At 74.5% G+C, this 15,835-nt stretch carries 12 protein-coding genes; 5 read left to right on the top strand and 7 right to left on the bottom strand.

Going from position 1 to position 15,835, the window contains the following annotated elements:
• Window positions 1-199 precede the first annotated feature (199 nt).
• Window positions 200-1,039, bottom strand: coding sequence for a helix-turn-helix domain-containing protein (locus HNR12_RS13745; RefSeq protein WP_179767853.1), 840 nt, complete (start codon window positions 1,037-1,039; stop codon window positions 200-202).
• A 144-nt stretch (window positions 1,040-1,183) separates the two neighbouring features.
• Complete coding sequence (locus HNR12_RS13740; RefSeq protein WP_179767852.1) at window positions 1,184-2,077, bottom strand: manganese catalase family protein; 894 nt, start codon at window positions 2,075-2,077, stop codon at window positions 1,184-1,186.
• A 403-nt stretch (window positions 2,078-2,480) separates the two neighbouring features.
• On the opposite strand from HNR12_RS13740, the gene HNR12_RS13735 reads away from it, so the two are divergent.
• The 3 genes from HNR12_RS13735 to HNR12_RS13725 all read left to right on the top strand — a co-directional run bounded on the left by HNR12_RS13735 (window position 2,481) and on the right by HNR12_RS13725 (window position 5,750).
• On the top strand, window positions 2,481-3,800 hold the full coding sequence (locus HNR12_RS13735) for an extracellular solute-binding protein (RefSeq protein WP_179767851.1): 1,320 nt from the start codon (window positions 2,481-2,483) through the stop codon (window positions 3,798-3,800).
• 85 nt (window positions 3,801-3,885) lie between these two features.
• A complete protein-coding gene (locus tag HNR12_RS13730) occupies window positions 3,886-4,914 on the top strand; it encodes a carbohydrate ABC transporter permease (RefSeq protein WP_179767850.1) in 1,029 nt (342 codons plus the stop codon).
• Window positions 4,911-5,750 carry a carbohydrate ABC transporter permease gene (locus HNR12_RS13725; RefSeq protein ID WP_179767849.1) on the top strand — a complete coding sequence of 280 codons (840 nt, stop codon included), beginning with the start codon at window positions 4,911-4,913 and terminating at the stop codon, window positions 5,748-5,750. The genes HNR12_RS13730 and HNR12_RS13725 overlap by 4 nt, the downstream gene beginning before the upstream one ends.
• Window positions 5,751-5,774: 24 nt before the next feature.
• Here the strand turns inward: HNR12_RS13725 and HNR12_RS13720 are convergent, their stop codons facing one another.
• Window positions 5,775-6,416, bottom strand: a complete 642-nt coding sequence (locus HNR12_RS13720; RefSeq protein ID WP_179767848.1) for a class I SAM-dependent methyltransferase — start codon at window positions 6,414-6,416, stop codon at window positions 5,775-5,777.
• Between the two features lie 126 nt (window positions 6,417-6,542).
• On the opposite strand from HNR12_RS13720, the gene HNR12_RS13715 reads away from it, so the two are divergent.
• Window positions 6,543-7,139, top strand: coding sequence for an HD domain-containing protein (locus HNR12_RS13715; protein WP_179767847.1), 597 nt, complete (start codon window positions 6,543-6,545; stop codon window positions 7,137-7,139).
• A 265-nt stretch (window positions 7,140-7,404) separates the two neighbouring features.
• Window positions 7,405-8,610, top strand: a complete 1,206-nt coding sequence (locus tag HNR12_RS13710) for a nitric oxide synthase oxygenase (protein WP_179767846.1) — start codon at window positions 7,405-7,407, stop codon at window positions 8,608-8,610.
• Window positions 8,611-8,838: 228 nt separating this feature from the next.
• On the opposite strand, the gene HNR12_RS13705 is transcribed toward HNR12_RS13710, so the two are convergent.
• From HNR12_RS13705 to HNR12_RS13690, 4 genes are all read right to left on the bottom strand, one after another.
• Window positions 8,839-10,467 (bottom strand): peptide chain release factor 3, encoded by a 1,629-nt coding sequence (locus HNR12_RS13705; RefSeq protein ID WP_179767845.1) that lies wholly within the window; start codon window positions 10,465-10,467, stop codon window positions 8,839-8,841.
• A gap of 183 nt (window positions 10,468-10,650) precedes the next feature.
• Window positions 10,651-13,188, bottom strand: coding sequence for an MMPL family transporter (locus tag HNR12_RS13700; RefSeq protein ID WP_179767844.1), 2,538 nt, complete (start codon window positions 13,186-13,188; stop codon window positions 10,651-10,653).
• Window positions 13,189-13,619: 431 nt separating this feature from the next.
• Window positions 13,620-14,354, bottom strand: a complete 735-nt coding sequence (locus tag HNR12_RS13695; RefSeq protein ID WP_179767843.1) for a TetR/AcrR family transcriptional regulator — start codon at window positions 14,352-14,354, stop codon at window positions 13,620-13,622.
• Between the two features lie 84 nt (window positions 14,355-14,438).
• Window positions 14,439-15,776: a TIGR01777 family oxidoreductase gene (locus tag HNR12_RS13690; RefSeq protein ID WP_308118494.1), complete on the bottom strand. Its 1,338-nt coding sequence runs from the start codon at window positions 15,774-15,776 to the stop codon at window positions 14,439-14,441.
• Window positions 15,777-15,835: the final 59 nt, after the last annotated feature.

Below are 15,835 nucleotides of genomic sequence, written 5' to 3'. Positions count from 1 at the left end.
GCGCCGCCGGGCGGGCGGGGGATGGCGGCCGGACCACCGCGGTGCGGGGCGCGGGGGCGTACGCCGCCGCGGCCGTGGCGGTTGGTTAGGTTTGCCTAACCGAATTTAGAAGAGCTCCCAAAGGTACGCAATACCGCGTATGCGACACGATTTCTAGCGAAACGGACATCGCACATCGGAACCCCCCGACCCGCCGGGCTCACCGGGCCCGGAAGCGTCCCGGGCTCACCCCCGTGATCCGCCGGAAGGCGGCGCCGAACGCGCTCGCCGAGTGGTACCCCACACGCGCGGCCACCTCGTCGATCTCCTCGCCCCCGGCCAGCAGCGCCATGGCGTGCTGCACCCGGGCGGTGGCCACCCACCGGCTGAACCCGGCGCCGGTCTCGGCGTGGAACGCGCGGGTGATGGTGCGCGTGCTCACGCCCAGGCGCGCCGCCCACGCCGCCAGCGTCGTGGTGTCGGCGGGGTTGCCGCGCACGGCGGCGACAATGGGGGCCAGCAGCGGCGACTCCGGGATCCGCAGGGTCAGCTCGCGCTCGGCGGGGGCGAGGAGGTCCAGCACCATCGCCTCGGTCCGCGAGCGCGCCGGGGCGTCCAGGCCCTCGGAGTCCAGCCGGTCCAGCAGCAGCCGAAGCAGCGGCGTGGTCGCCACGGCGGTGGGCCGGTCCGCCAGCGGCGGCACCGCGTGGATCCCGAACTGCGCGGCGCGGTGCAGGGTCCCCGCCGGAGCCCAGCCCGAGTGGGGTGCGCCGGCCGGAATCCACAGGCCCGCCGTCGGTGTGACCGTCCAGACCCGGCCGCCGATCCTCGCCCACGACGCCCCCCGCTCGTTCCAGAGCAGTTCGTGGGTGGGGTGGGAGTGCTCCTCCCAGAACGTGTCGCGGTCGATGGCCTCGGCGGCCGTGGCGATGACGAAGGGCACCGCGATCTCGCCCGCCGCGTAGCGCGGCAGCCTGCGGCTGTCGACCGCGCCGCCGCGCGTCGGCCGGGCGGCGCGCGGGCGGGCCGCGGGCCCGGCGGGAATCTCGTGTCTGACCACGGCATACAGGCTAAGCACCGGGTCGTCGGCCCGGAGCGGGGGAGTGGGGCGGACCCGGCCCCGTGCCGCGGACCGGCCCCGCACAGACACGGCGCCCGCGCCCCGCGGGGGCGCGGGCGCCGGAGACCCGCGGCGACCGTCCGGCTACTGGAACGCGTCCTTGATCCGCTCGCCCGGCCCCTTGGCCTGCGGCGGCTGCTTGGGCTTGCCCGAGGCGTCGGCGTGCGAGGTCACGTACTGGGTCGGCTTGGGCGCCGGACCCGACGCCGGGCCGCCCAGCGCGGCGGGATCGGCCAGGAACTCGAACGTGTGGCGGCCGTCGGGTGCCGGCCCGGACGCCCACACCCCCTGGTCGGACTCCGTGCCGTCGGACAGGTGCCACAACGTTCCGGCGTGCTCCTGGTTCTCCTCGTCGAACAGGTCGGAGGGCACCACGGGCCCCTCCACGCCGTCCTCCTGGAGCTGCTGGATCGCCGCCAGCCACAGGTTCTGATGGTAGGTGTCGCGCGCCAGGTTGAACTTGAGCATGGCCTTGACGCCGGGGTCGTCGGTCATGTGGTACAGCCGCGCGGTCTGCAGCCGCCCTTGGGCCTCGGCGGCCACGTTGGCGCGGAAGTCGGCCATCAGGTTGCCGCTGGCGACGATGTACTTGCCGTTCCACGGCGTGCCGGCCGAATCGGCGAGGACGGGGCCGCCGCCGCCCACGATGGCGTGCTGCGGGTTCATCCCGCCCACCACGGCCGCCACGGCCGGGTCCTTCACGGCCTCGGCGGTGACGTCGTCGGGCGCGCCCTCCAGGAGCCGGGCGACCATCGTGGCCAGCATCTCCACGTGCCCGATCTCCTCGGTGGCGACGTCCATGATCAGGTCCTTGTACTTCCCCTCCATGCGGCAGTTCCAGCCCTGGAAGAGGTACTGCATGGTCACGGTCATCTCGCCGAACGCGCCGCCGATCAGCTCCTGCAGTTTCATGGCGTACAGCGCGTCCGGCTTCTCCGGCTTGGCCTCGAACTGCAGGTGCTTGGTGTGACGGAACATGTGCCCTCCTTGCCGGGTGCTGCCGGGCGCCGCGCAGGGCCCGTCCGGGCCGCTGGGGAACGCGGGGGCAGCGGTGGCGGAGCCGCTACCCGCCGTGCCCGTTCCGATTCCCCCTCGGGCCGTGTTCTCGGGCCGGCGGCGGCCGCGCCGTCTCCTTCGGCACGCGCCTGATCACCGGTGGTGGCCTTTCGGGTGCGGTGGGGGTTACACTCACGCGCGGTAAACCGGTTCAGTCGACCCTCCGCGCGCCCCGGCCGCCGCCCGGCGCCCCCTTCGACCCGTCCGCACCCCTTCCCGCGCTCCCGCGCCCTCCCGTGCGCTCGAGCAGGCGCATCCCCCTTCGGCCGTCCGCCGCCCCACCCGGCGGGCGGCGCCCCCGGCCTCAACCAGATCGGAGACGGTCGTGCAGATCCCCCTCAAGGCAGCGGCCTCCGCCGGCACCGCCCTCGTCCTCGCCGCGGCCCTGACCGCGTGCGGCGGCGAGGGATCCGGCGGCGACCAGGTCCTCACCTACTGGGCCAGCAACCAGGGCGCCAGCGTGGAGGAGGACGAAGCGGTCCTGCGCCCCGCGCTGGACCGCTTCACCGAGGAGACCGGCATCGAGGTCGAGCTGGAGGTGATCCCCTGGAGCGAGCTGTACAACCGCATCCTCACCGCCGTGAGCAGCGGGGACGCCCCCGACGTCCTCAACATCGGCAACACCTGGGCCGCGAGCCTGCAGGAGACCGGCGCGTTCGTGCCCTTCGAGGGCGCCGACCTGGAGGCGGTCGGCGGCCAGGACCGGTTCGTGGAGACCAGCTACGCCACCGGCGGCGCGCCCGGCGAGCCGCCGACCTCGGTGCCCCTCTACGGCCTGTCCTACGCGCTGTTCTACAACCCCACCCTGTTCGAGGAGGCCGGGATCGAGGAGCCGCCCGCCACCTGGGCGGAGTTCGTCGACGCGGCCGAGGAGCTGACCCGCGACACCGACGGCGACGGCGAGACCGACCAGTACGGGTTCGCGCTGGAGGGCGGCAGCGAGCGGCAGAACTCCCACATGGCGTTCGTCCTGGGCCGCCAGCACGGCGGGCGGCTGTGGGACGACGGCCCGTCGTTCGCCTCCCCCGAGCAGGTCGACGCGGTGAAGATGTGGATCGACCTCATGGCCGAGCACGGGGTGGTCGACCCCGGAAACGCCGAGTTCAGCGACGGCACCCAGGCCGTCGGCGACTTCGTGGACGGGCGCGCGGCCATGGTGATCGTCCAGGGCAGCACCCGCACCACCATGGCCGAGCGCGGGTTCGAGGACTACGAGATCGCCCAGGTGCCCGTGCTCGACCCGCTGCCCGGGCAGGGCGAGCCCGTCCAGAGCATCGCCGCGGGGATCAACATCAGCGTCTTCGCCGACTCCGGCAACCCGCAGGGCGCGCTCCAACTGGTGGAGCACCTGACCAGCCCCGAGGAGCAGGTCTACCTCAGCCAGGAGTTCCAGACGCTCCCGGTCGCCCGCGCCGCCTACGACGACGATGCCCTGGCCGACGCGGACATGGAGACCTTCCGGACGATCCTGGCCGAGCACGCCGAGCCGATGCCGCAGATCCCCGAGGAGGGGCAGTTGGAGACCGTGCTCGGCGAGGCGATCGCCGGCCTGTTCGCCGAGGCCGCCACCAGCGGCGACGTCGGCGAGGACGCCGTGCGCGCCGCGCTGGAGGACGCCGAGACGCAGATGGACGCCGCGAACTAGCGGCGCCCGCGGCCACCGCCCGTTCCGCCCCGCCCCGCCCGCCTTCCGCGCCGGGCGGGGCGGCGTTCCCCCTGGAGGCGCTGCCATGTCCACCAGCCCCAACCGGCGCGGCCGCCCGGCGGGCGCCGCGCCGCCCCCCGCCCCCGGCTCCGGCCCCGCCGCCGCGCCGCCGAGCCCGCAGCGGCCCCCCTCCCCCCGCCCGGCCGCCGCCCGCCGGCGCCGCCGCTCGCTCCTGCCCTACGGCATGGCCGCGCCCGCGGTCGTGCTGGAACTGCTCATCCACATCGTCCCCATGGCCCTGGGGATCTACATCGCCTTCACCTCGCTGACCCAGCTCACCATCCGGCGCTGGACCACCGCCCCGTTCGTGGGCTGGGAGAATTTCGCCCAGGGGCTGGACCCCGGCGGCGCGCTGGGCGGCGCCCTGTACCAGAGCCTGCTGCGCACCGCCGGCTACACCGTGCTGGTGGTGGGGCTGTCGTGGGCGCTGGGGATGGCGGCGGCCGTGGCGCTCAACTCCCGGTTCCGCGGCCGGGGCCTGGTGCGCACGCTGTTCCTGGTGCCCTACGCGCTGCCGGTCTACGTCACCGCCATCGTGTGGGCGTTCATGGTCAACCAGCGCGACGGCATGGTGAACCGGCTGCTGGTGTCCGACCTCGGCCTGCTGGAGGAGCGGCCGTTCTGGCTCATCGGCGAGAACGCGTTCTGGGTGCTGGTGGTGGTGTCGGTGTGGCGGCTGTGGCCGTTCGCGTTCCTGATGCTGCTGGCGGCCCTGCAGAGCATCCCGAACGAGGTGTACGAGGCGGCGGCGATCGACGGCGCCTCCAACTGGAAGCGGTTCACCTCGGTCACGCTGCCCATGGTCCGCTCGGCCAACGGGGTGGTGCTGCTGGTCATGGGCCTGTGGACGTTCAACGAGTTCGACCTGCCCTACCTGCTGTTCGGCGAGACCTCGCCGGAGAGCGCGCGGCTGGTCTCGCCGCTGGTCTACGAGCACTCCTTCGTCAACTGGAACTTCGGGCTGGGCGCCGCCATGAGCGCGCTGCTGCTGGCCGCGCTGGTGGCGGCCTCGGCCCTCTACGTCCGAACGGTGCTGCCCAGGAGGCGTTCATGACCGAGACGACCGGGTTCCGCTGGTTCCGCCGGCTGACGCTGGGGTTCCTCGCGGCCTTCACCCTGCTGCCGCTGTACGTGCTGGCCACGACCTCGGTCAAGCCGCTGGAGGACGTGCGCGGCATGTTCACCTGGCTGCCCGAACGCGTCACGTTCGCGCCCTACGTGGACATGTGGTCGACCATCCCGCTCGCCCGCTACCTGGCCAACAGCCTGGTGGTGACGGTGTCGGCCACGGCGCTGGCGCTCGTGGTGGCGATCCTGGCGGCCTACCCGCTGGCGCGGCTGCGGTTCCGCGGCGAGCGGGTGTTCGCCATGACCGTGCTGTCGACCCAGATGTTCCCCGGCATCCTCTTCCTGCTGCCGCTGTTCCTGCTCTTCGTGCGGACCGAGGACCTGCTGGGCGTCGAGCTGACCGGCACCTACCACGGCCTGGTGATCACCTACCTCACCTTCGCGCTGCCGTTCTCGATCTGGATGCTGGCGAGCCACTTCAGCGCCATCCCCGAGGGACTGGAGGAGGCGGCGATGATCGACGGCACCGGCCGCCTCGGCGCCCTGGTGCGGGTGGTGCTGCCGGTGGCCCGGCCCGGGATCATCGCGGTGGGCGTGTTCGCGTTCGTCACGGCCTGGGGCGAGGTGCTGTTCGCGTCGGTCCTCACCGACGACCGCACGCGCACGCTCTCCATCGGGCTCAAGCTCTACACCAGCCAGGTCGACACCCGGTGGAACGAGCTGCTGGCCGCCTCGCTCACGGTCTCGCTGCCGGTCCTGGTGGCGTTCCTGCTGGTGCAGCGGCACCTGGTGTCGGGGCTGTCCGCCGGGGCGGTGAAGTGAGGCGGGCGGCCGCGCGCGGGCGGCTCAGCCGCGGCGCAGCACCCACTGCAGGCCGCGCATGGCGTGGCCGTTGAGACTGGTCATGTCGGCCGGCTCGGCGTGCTCCAGGGTGCACCGGCGAAACAGCGCGGCCAGGTGGGCGGGGTCGTGGTGGCGGAACACCCCGCCGTCGGGGCGGGTGAACACCCCGTGCACGGGGTGCGCCGAGGCGGCGTAGGTGGCGCGGTGGTGCGGGCTGTCCTGGAGCGGGAAGTCGCACAGCACCACCACCCCGCCGGGCGCGCACAGCCGCTGCACCTCGTCGGCGACCGCGCGCTGGTCGCGCTCGTCGGGGATCACCGTGAGGACCGAGACCAGCAGCACCGCGTCGAAGGCGCCGTCGGGCTCGGCCAGCGGCAGCGAGGGCGCGTGCCGCAGCTCCAGGTCGGGCGACTCCCGGCGGCCCCGCTCGACGAGGGCGGCCGAGGGGTCGGTGCCGACGGTGTTGCGGTAGCCGGCGTCGGCCAGCGCGCGCAGCACGCGGCCGTAGCCGCAGCCGAAGTCCAGTATCCGGGCGGCGGGGTCGACCCACCGCGCGAGCAGGTCCAGCGGCACCGGGTGGGTGAAGGTCTTGCCGGCGCCCGGGCCCTCCCAGTACGCCATCGCCGCCTCCGATGTGCCCGCCATGCCCGGCCTCCCTCCGCCGACGGTGGGGGCGCGGCGGCGCGCCGCGCGCCCGCGACCAGCCTACGGCGGCCCCCGCCCGCGCGCGGCCCGGCCGGGCGGGGGCGCGCGGGCGGTAGGGTCCGGCCCATGCGCCTACCCACCGACGAGGAGATCCGCGCCCTGCACGCCCGCTACGCGCCCACCCCCGAGGCGCTGGAGCTGGTCTACACCCACTGCGAGATCGTGTGCGGGATCGCCGAGCAGCTCCTGGACGCCGGGGGGTTCGACCTCGACCGGCGCCTGGTGCGCGCCGGGAGCCTGCTGCACGACATCGGGGTCTACCGGCTCTACGACGCCGAGGGCCGGCTGGACCACGCGCGCTACGTGGCCCACGGCGTGCTCGGCCACGGGCTGCTGGAGTCGCTGGGCCTCTCCCAGGCGCTGTGCCGGTTCTGCTCCTGCCACACCGGAATGGGCTTGACCAGCAGGGACGTGCTCCGCCAGGGCCTGCCGATCCCCGTGGGCGACTACCTCGCGGAGTCGGACGAGGAGGCGCTGGTCATGTACGCCGACAAGTTCCACAGCAAGACCGACCCGCCGGTGTTCCTGACCCCGGCCGCCTACGCGGCGACCGTCCGCCGGTTCGGAAAGGACAAGGTCTCCAAGTTCGCCGCAATGCGCGAACGCTTCGGTGAACCGGATCTCACTCCGTTTATCGGGAAATACGGTTACGCGTTGGTTTAGGTCCGTGCCCGGAAGGCGATCGGGCGGTGAACCACCACTGGTAAGAGGTCTTCTTGGGTGCCGGTTCCAGGATGCGCGGTGGCCGCTCCGGCAATATCACCTGGATCGTGTTATTACCAACCGGAAACCACAGGGGAAACTCCAGAACCAGTTGCCTCTCCGGGTTATAGAACAATTCCCGGTTCTGTCTTACCCTGCTTTCCGGAGGCTCCCCCCGGCCTCTCCACGCACACCGTGGCCCGCTCGCGACGAACGGCTGCGCCCCATGACAGCTCATCCCCTGACCGGCGCACAGCGCGGGTGCCCCCACCACGCCGACCCCCACCCCGCCCCCCACGCGGCCCCGGGCCCCGACGTCCTGGCCCCGGGCGAGGAGCCCGTGCAGCGGGTCCGCGACGGCCGGGCCGACCCCGACGACGCCGAGGCGTTCCTGCGGCAGTTCCACCGCGAGCGGCCCGAGGCCGGGCCCGTGGAGCCGCGCCTGCGCCAGGCGCTCGCCGAGATCGCCGACACCGGCACCTACACCCACACCCGCGACGAACTGGTCTTCGGCGCCCGGGTCGCCTGGCGCAACGCCGGGCGCTGCCTGGGCCGGCTGTACTGGCAGAGCCTCGTCGTGCGCGACCTGCGGCACGTGTCCTCGGCCGAGCAGATCGCCGCCGCCTGCTTCGACCACCTGCGCCGCGGCCACAACGGGGGCCGCGTCCGCCCCCTGGTGTCGGTCTTCGCCCCCGACCGGCCCGGGCGGCCCGGGCCGCGCGGGCGCAACGGCCAGCTCGTCTCCTACGCCGGCGTCCGCCGCCGCGTCGGCGACCCCAAGACGGCCGACACCACCGCCCTGGCGCGGCGGCTGGGCTGGCCCGACCCCGTCGGCGAGTTCACCGTGCTGCCGCTGATCGTCCAGGAGCACCCCGCACTGCGTCCGCGGTGGTTCCGGCTGCCCGAGGACACCGTGCACGAGGTCGCCATCACCCACCCCCGCCTCGCCTGGTTCGCCGAGCTGGGGCTGCGCTGGCACGCGGTGCCGGCGGTGTCGCACCTGGCGCTGGAGGTCGGCGGTGTCTGCTACCCCTCGGCGCCGCAGAACGGCTGGTACATGGTCACCGAGATCGGCGCGCGCAACCTCGGCGACACCGGCCGCTACGACCTGCTGCCCGAGGTCGCCCGCCGCCTGGGGCTGGACACCGCCGCCGAGGACAGCCTGTGGCGCGACCGCGCGCTGGTGGAGCTGAACGTCGCGGTGCTGCACTCCTTCCGCCGGGCCGGGGTCACCATGGCCGACCACCACACCGAGGCCCGCCGGTTCCTGACCCACATCGAGCGCGAGGAGCGGGCCGGCCGCGCGGTCCCGGCCGACTGGAGCTGGCTGGTGCCCCCGATCTCGGGCTCGGCCACGGCGGTGTTCCACCGCTACTACGACCCGGTACCCGGCGCGCTGCGTCCGGCGTTCGTGGCGCGCCTGCCCTGGTGAGCGCCGCCGGGGTGCGGCCCAGGTGTGGGGTCCCGGGACGGTGGCGGGACGCGTGCCGGGTGCTGCGAACGGCCGGGTTCGGCGCCGGGCGCGTCGACGCCATCACCGCCGTCTGGCCGGCCGAGGCCACCCCGCCGAGCACGACCGGCCCGACCGCCGGAGGCCTGCGGCGGAGGGGGCGCGGGGGCGTGGTCGGGGGCGGCGGAGGCGCCCCAGGTCCCCGGCGGGCTACTCCTCCTGCTCGACGCCCCCGGCCAGCAGCGGCTCCAGAACCAGTTCGGGGTGGTCGCGCTGGATCACCCGCAGGCGCCACTTGTTGTGCACCAGGACCAGCAGTTCGCCGTCGGAGCGGCGGGTCAGCACCTCGGCGCCGGACAGGCTGTTGGCCACCGGAGCCGAGGCGGCGTCGGTGTGCCGGGCCAGCGTGTAGTCCAGGTGCGCCAGCTCGATGGGGGCGCGGAACTCCTCGGCCATGCGGTGGGAGACCACGTCGAACTGCAGCGGCCCCACCGCCGCCAGCACCGGCGCCTGCTCGCCGCGCACGTCGGAGGTCAGCACCTGCACCACGCCCTCGGCGTCGAGCTGGGCGATCCCGCGCTGGAACTGCTTGTAGCGGCCGGCGTCGACCGCGCGCGCCACCGCGAAGTGCTCGGGCGCGAAGCTGGGGATCGGCGGGAACTCCACCTTGCGGCCCGCGTACAGGGTGTCGCCGACCTTCAGCGCGGCGGCGTTGACCAGCGCGATCACGTCGCCGGGGTAGGCGGTCTCGATGGTGGTGCGCTCGCTGCCGAACACCGCCTGGGTGTACTTGGTGGCGAAGGGGCGCCCGGTGGCGGCGTGGGTCAGCACCATGCCGCGCTCGAACCGGCCCGTGGCCACCCGCACGAACGCCATCCGGTCGCGGTGCGCCTTGTCCATGTTGGCCTGCATCTTGAACACCTGGCCGGAGAACGGCGCGCCGATCGGGCGGCCGGCGCCGGCGGCGTCGACCGGGTCCGAGGGCGGGGGAGCCAGGTCCACCAGGGCCCGCAGCAGCTGGGAGACCCCGAAGTTGGGCAGCGCGGCGCCGAACAGCACCGGCGAGGACTCCCCGGCCATGAACGACGCGACGTCGAAGTCCGCGCCGATCTCGCCGAGCAGCTCCAGCTCCTCCACGGCCTGGGTCCAGGCCTCCCCTTCCGCCTCGGCCGCCTCCTCGGGGGTCAGGGTCTCCTCGATGGCGCGGGTGGCGCCGCCGGGGGTGCGGGTGAAGCGGGTGTAGGTACCGCTCGCGCGGTCCAGGAGCCCGCGGAAGTCGCCGGCGATCCCCACCGGCCAGTTCAGCGGGGTGGGGCGCAGCCCGATCCGCTGCTCGATCTCGTCCAGCAGCTCCAGCGGCTCGCGGCCGGGCCGGTCCCACTTGTTGACGAACGTGATGACCGGCATGCGCCGCGCGCGGCACACGTCGAACAGCTTCAGGGTCTGGGCCTCCAGGCCCTTGGCGGAGTCCAGCAGCATGACCGCGCAGTCCACCGCCGAGAGCACCCGGTAGGTGTCCTCGGAGAAGTCGGCGTGGCCGGGGGTGTCCAGCAGGTTGAGCACCCGGTCGGCGTAGTCGATGCGCAGGGCCGCCGAGGTGATGGAGATGCCGCGCGCCTGCTCCATCTCCATCCAGTCCGAGGTGACCCCGCGGCGCTCGCCCTTGCCGTGCACCGCGCCGGCCGAGGTGATCGCCGCGGCGTGCAGCGCCAGCGCCTCGGTCAGCGTGGACTTGCCGGCGTCGGGGTGGGAGATCACCGCGAACGTGCGCCGCCGCCCCGCCTCCGCGACGACCTCGCGGGTGGACTTGTCGTTGGTCTCTTCGGCCGTCGTGCTCACCGTTGCCGCTCGTTCCTCACCTGTCGCTGATGGCGGTGCGGGTGTGCTCCGCACCCGTCGAGGCACCTCCGCCACGACCCTACCCGCACGTCAGGGACGCGGCGCCGGACCGGCGCGGCGGGGCGGCCGGAGGCGGCGCCGCTCCCTCGGGCCCCAACCCTAGTGTCGCGGGCGGCCCCCGCGTCAGGCCCGGCGGTCCGGGGCGGAGGGCTCGGCGGTGCGCAGGCCGGCGCCCTCGATGTCGACATCGGGCAGGAGCCGGTCCAGCCACCGGGGGAACCACCAGGCCGCGCGGCCGAACAGCGCCATCACCGCGGGCACGAGGGTCAGCCGCACCAGGAACGCGTCGACCAGCACCCCCACCGCCAGGGCGAAGGCCACCGGCTGGATGGTGGTGTTGTCGTTGAAGACGAACGACGTGAACACCGCGATCATGATCGCGGCCGCGCACACCACCACGCGGGCGCTGGCGCGGTAGCCGGTGACGACCGCCTCGCGCGCGCCGCCGCCGTGCACGAAGTCCTCGCGCATCCGGCTGACCAGGAACACCTCGTAGTCCATCGCCAGGCCGAACAGGGTGCCGATCAGCACGATCGGCAGGAACGACAGCAGTGTCTCGGTGGGGGTCACCCCGAGCAGGCCGGCGCCCCAGCCCCACTGGAACACCGCGACCGTGGCCCCCAGCGCGGCGCCCATGCTCAGCACGAAGCCCAGGGCGGCCTTGACCGGCACCACGACGGACCGGAACACCAGCATCAGCAGCACCAGGGCCAGGCCCACGACCACCGCGAGGAACAGCGGCATGGCGTCGGCGATCCGCTCGGAGGTGTCGATGCTGCTCGCGGTCGCGCCCGTCACCGAGATCTCGGCGCCGGTGTCGGCCTCCCAGCCGGCGCGGGCGCCGCGGATGGCGTGCAGCAGGCCCTCGGTCTCCTCGGCGGAGGGGCCGTGCTCGGGGACGACCACGATCATGGCGGTGTCCTCGGCGTCGTTGTAGACCGGCGCCTGCACGCTCTCGACCTCGGCGAAGTCGGCGAGGTCGGCGCGCACCTCGTCGGCGTCGCCGGTGTCGTCGGACTCCACCGTCACCAGCAGGGAGGCGTTGTAGCCCTCGCCGAACCTCTCGGTCACGATGTCGTAGGCCCGGTGCTGGGTGCTGTCGGGGGCGCTGGAGGCGTCGGTGGGCAGGCCCAGGCGCATGTCGGGCAGCGGCAGCAGCGCGGCGCCGAGCACCGCCAGCACCGCCACCGCGGGCAGCCACGGCCGCCGGGTGACCAGCCGCGCCCACCGCGCGCCCAGGGTGGCGGTCGAGGTGAGCGCCCGCTCGGCGCGGGCGCCCAGCCCCGGCAGCCGGCCCGCGCCGGCCCGGCGGCCGAGCAGGCCCAGCAGCGCCGGCAGCAGGGTGATGGCGACCAGCACCGAGAACACGACGGTGATGGCGGCGGCGATACCCATGACGGTCAGGAACGGGATGCGCACCAGGCCCAGGCCAAGGAGGGCGATCACCACGGTGGTGCCGGCGAAGACGACCGCGCTGCCGGCCGTGCCGATGGCCCGGGCCGCGGACTCCTGGGGGTCCATGCCCGCGAAGAGCTGCTGGCGGTGCCGGGAGAGCACGAACAGGCTGTAGTCGATGCCGACGGCCAGGCCCAGCATCATGGCCAGCAGGGGCGCGGTGCTGGTGAGGTCCAGCACCTCCGACAGCGCGTAGATCAGCGCCATGCCCGCGCCGGTGCCCGCGAGCGCGGCCAGGATCGGGATCCCGGCCGCCACGAGCGCGCCGAAGTTGAGCACGAGGATGGCCAGGGCGACCAGCAGGCCCACGCCCTCGCCGCCCTGGATGCCCGAGACCTGGGCGATGGAGATCGACTGCCCGCTGTACTCCACGGTGAGCCCGGCGTCCTCGGCCGGGCCGCCGCTGCCGAGGAGGTCGTCCACCGTGGCGGCGGGCACGCTGCCGTCGGGGTCGGTGAACTGCACCTGGAGCAGGGCGGTGGTGCCGTCCTCGGAGAACAGCGGGATGCGGTCCTTCACCTGCTGGTCGATCCGGTCGACCGCTTCGTCGGGGAGGTCGTTCTCGGCGATGGCGCGGTCCACCCGCCGCTCGACCTCGGCGCGGGCCGCGTCCTCGTCGAAGGGCGGGGTCTGGGCGCGGACCTGGTCGCGGGCCTGGTCCTCGGCCTGCGCCAGGGCCTGCTCGCGGCCGGGCGTACCTTCGGGGTACTGCCGGTCGACCTGGTCGCGGGCCTGGTCGAGGGCGTCCGCCTCGGCGTCGGCCACCTGCGACTCGTAGTCGGCGCGGGCCTGCTTCAGGCCCTCGTCCACGAGGGTGCCGCGGACCTCGTCGCTGTGCAGCGCGCGGTCGTATCCCTCGTCGTAGAGGTCGAAGGGGTTGGTGACGGACTCGACGCCGTCGATGTCCTCGACCCGCTCGGCGGTGCCGTCCACGGCGGCGCGGTAGCGGTCGGCGGTCACGTCGCGGCCGCGCGGCGCCTCAAGCACCACGGTGGCCCGGCCGCCGCTGCGCTCGGGGAAGCGCTCCTGCAGCATGTCGACGGTGTCCTGGGACTCCGTGCCCGGGATGGAGAAGGAGTCGTTGACGGGCACGCGGAACACGGCGGCGGCCGCGACGAGCGCCACCAGCAGGAGGACCCAGGCGCCGATGACCGGCCGGCGGTGGCGGTAGGCGAATCTGCCCAGGCGGTACAGGAGCGTTGCCATGGTTGCTTCCCCGAGGGTTGGCGGTGCCGTGAAGGGAACCGCTCAAAACTGATGAAGTCTTCATTTCTGATGTATCTGTCAGAACAGACTATAGGCCGGGTGGCAAAGGGGCGTTCACCTGCGGGTATGTGGCGTCCCCCACCCACGGTGAGGTGGCGGGGGAGGGCGCCGGGAGAGAACGGCGTGCCGGACGCCGGGGGACCGGATCGGGGTAGGCGCACCGGTCGCCGGAGCGGAGAGGAGGCGCGCGGAGGCGCGATCGGGGCGCGGTCGCGGCGGTCGGCGAGAAGGGCGATGCCGACGGTGTGAGCCGCGGGCGGCGGCGCGGGGCGGCGGGCCGGTCCGGGGTGCGCAAGGTGGGAGTGCAGCCCCACCGGGCGGGCGACCGGAGGAAGGCCGAAACCGGGGGCGGGAGCCGGGGGCCGCGGGGGCTACGGGGCCGTGGCCTGGGCCTGGGCCGGGGCGGAGGTCGGGGCCCGCCCGGGATCGGGGTTCGCGGAGGGGGCGGGCAGCGGCGCGCGGGCGAGTTCGCGGGCCTCCCCGGCGGGCACGCCGAACATGGTGAGCACGTGCTCGGCCAGGTCGTCGGCGGCGTCGTCGGCCAGGCGGCCGGGCTCCTCCAACTGCAGGTGGATGAGGGCGATGAGAGAACCGCCCACGACCGCCAGTCCGATCTGGGGATCGCCCAGGGTGAAGCGGCCGGCCTCGATCCCCCGCCGGATGTCGGCCAGCGCGCGCGGCGCCAGGCCGTGGTCGGCCGACAGGTAGGCCATGCCGTTGCGCACCAGGATGCGGGCGAGTTCGGGGTGTGTGGCGCCCAGCCGGGCCGTGGCGCGCACGGCCAGGGCGAACGCTGCGGCGGGGTCGTCGCTGCCCTCGGTGAGGGCGTCGAGGAGGCGGCCGTGCTCCTCCAGCACGTCCTCGATCGCCGCCCGCACGAGGTCGTGCTTGTCCGCGAAGTGGTTGTAGAAGGAGCCGAGTCCGACGTCGGCCTCGTCGGTGATCTCCTGCACGCTGAACCCGGTGTCGCCCTTGCGGGCGATGAGCGCGCGTCCGGCGTTGATGAGCGCCTGCCGCGTGCGGGCCTTGCGCCGCGCGGTGCGCGGCACCGGCGCGGCGCCCCGCGCGGAGCCGTCGTGCCCTTCGGGCGCCTGTGCGCTCGCCATGCCGTCGAGGATAGTCGACCCGGTGCCCAGGACTGAGGATCCGTTCACTCCTGAGCGCGCACACCCGACGGCGCCGCCCCGCCCCTACGCCCCGGGGCCGGGGACCGCGCCCTCGGCCGGACGGCCCAGGACGTGGCGCAGGGCCGGTTCCAGGCGCGGGTGCCGGAAGCGGTGCCCGGCCTCGCGCAGCCGCGCGGGCACGACGTGCTGGTTGGCCAGGGCGAGTTCGCGGGCGCCCTCGCGGCCGAGGAGCACGCGTGGGCCGAGGTCGGGCACGGGCAGCAGCGCGGGACGGTGCAGCACGCGGGCCAGGGTGCGGGTGTAGTCGCTGTTGCGCGCGGGCTCGGGCGCGACCGCGTTGACGGGGCCGGAGAGCCCGGGGTCGAGGACCGCCCGCAGGTAGACGTCGGCAAGGTCGTCGATCCCGATCCACGCCAGCCACTGGCGGCCGCCGCCGATGTCGCCGCCCAGCCCGGCGGCGAACAGGGGGCGCAGCAGCCGCAGGGTCCCGCCGCGGGGGGTCTGGACGATCCCGGTGCGCACGTGCACCGTGCGCAGGCCCGCCTCGCGCGCCGGAGCGGCCGCGTCCTCCCAGTCGGCGACGAGGTCGGCGAGCACGCCCTCCCCGCGGGGGCTGGATTCGGTCAGCACCTCCTCGCCGCGATCGGGGCCGTAATAACCGATGGCGGAGGCGGAGACGAAGACGCGCGGTCCGCCGGCCGCCGCCACCTCGGCCAGCCGCCGCGTGGGGCCGATCCTGCTGTCCCGGACCCGCGCCTTGTGCGCCTCGGTGAAGCGCCCGGCGATCGAGGCCCCGGCGAGGTGGACCACCGCGTCCACGCCGTCCAGCAGGCCCGACGCGGGGGCGTCGGGGACCCACCGGCGCTCGTCGGGCGTGCGGGGGGCGCGCCGCACCAGCCGGACCACGCGGTGGCCGCCGGTGGCCAGCAGCGCGGTGACCGCCCCGCCCACCAGGCCGGAGGCGCCGGTGACGGCCACGGTCAGCGGCCCGCCGGCCCACACGCGGGCCCGGGCGTGGGCGGCGAGGTCGCCGGCGAGCTGGGCGTGCCGGTAGGCGAACATCGCGTCCAGCAGCCGCGCGGGGACGTTGGTCTCGACGGTGTCGACCACCCGCGTCGACGACTCGTCCACGGCGGCGAACGCGTGCGTGTGCCGCCACGACACCGCCGACGCCAGCGGGCGCGACACGAGTTCGTCCACGAACCGGTGCGGCGGCCGGTACCCGGCCGCCTGGTGCGCGGCGACCCACCGCAACCCGCCGGGCAGCAGCAGCACCGCCCGCCCGTCCCGCAGCGAGCGCGCCTCCGACCCCACCCGCACCGGCTGCCAGGGCGGCGCCAGCCGCCGGATCGCCCCCGGCCGCCCGTGCCACGCGAACACCTCGCCGATCGGCGCGTCCACAACACCGCTGTACCGCACAACCCCCACGGGGCACCTCCCGCTCACAGCCCGAAACCCGC

Origin of the sequence: Streptomonospora nanhaiensis (assembly GCF_013410565.1) — a bacterium.
GTDB lineage: Bacteria > Actinomycetota > Actinomycetes > Streptosporangiales > Streptosporangiaceae > Streptomonospora > Streptomonospora nanhaiensis.
Note: the sequence above shows the minus strand (reverse complement) of the source record. Positions and strands in the feature narration are given on the sequence as shown.

Bases quoted from the DNA above. Each gene is read 5' to 3' on its own strand.
- HNR12_RS13740 (WP_179767852.1), bottom strand. From the start codon at position 2,077: ATGTTCCGTCACACCAAGCACCTGCAGTTCGAGGCCAAGCCGGAGAAG.
- HNR12_RS13730 (WP_179767850.1), top strand. From the start codon at position 3,886: ATGTCCACCAGCCCCAACCGGCGCGGCCGCCCGGCGGGCGCCGCGCCG.
- HNR12_RS13725 (WP_179767849.1), top strand. From the start codon at position 4,911: ATGACCGAGACGACCGGGTTCCGCTGGTTCCGCCGGCTGACGCTGGGG.
- HNR12_RS13720 (WP_179767848.1), bottom strand. From the start codon at position 6,416: ATGGCGGGCACATCGGAGGCGGCGATGGCGTACTGGGAGGGCCCGGGC.
- HNR12_RS13715 (WP_179767847.1), top strand. From the start codon at position 6,543: ATGCGCCTACCCACCGACGAGGAGATCCGCGCCCTGCACGCCCGCTAC.
- HNR12_RS13710 (WP_179767846.1), top strand. From the start codon at position 7,405: ATGACAGCTCATCCCCTGACCGGCGCACAGCGCGGGTGCCCCCACCAC.
- HNR12_RS13700 (WP_179767844.1), bottom strand. From the start codon at position 13,188: ATGGCAACGCTCCTGTACCGCCTGGGCAGATTCGCCTACCGCCACCGC.
- HNR12_RS13695 (WP_179767843.1), bottom strand. From the start codon at position 14,354: ATGGCGAGCGCACAGGCGCCCGAAGGGCACGACGGCTCCGCGCGGGGC.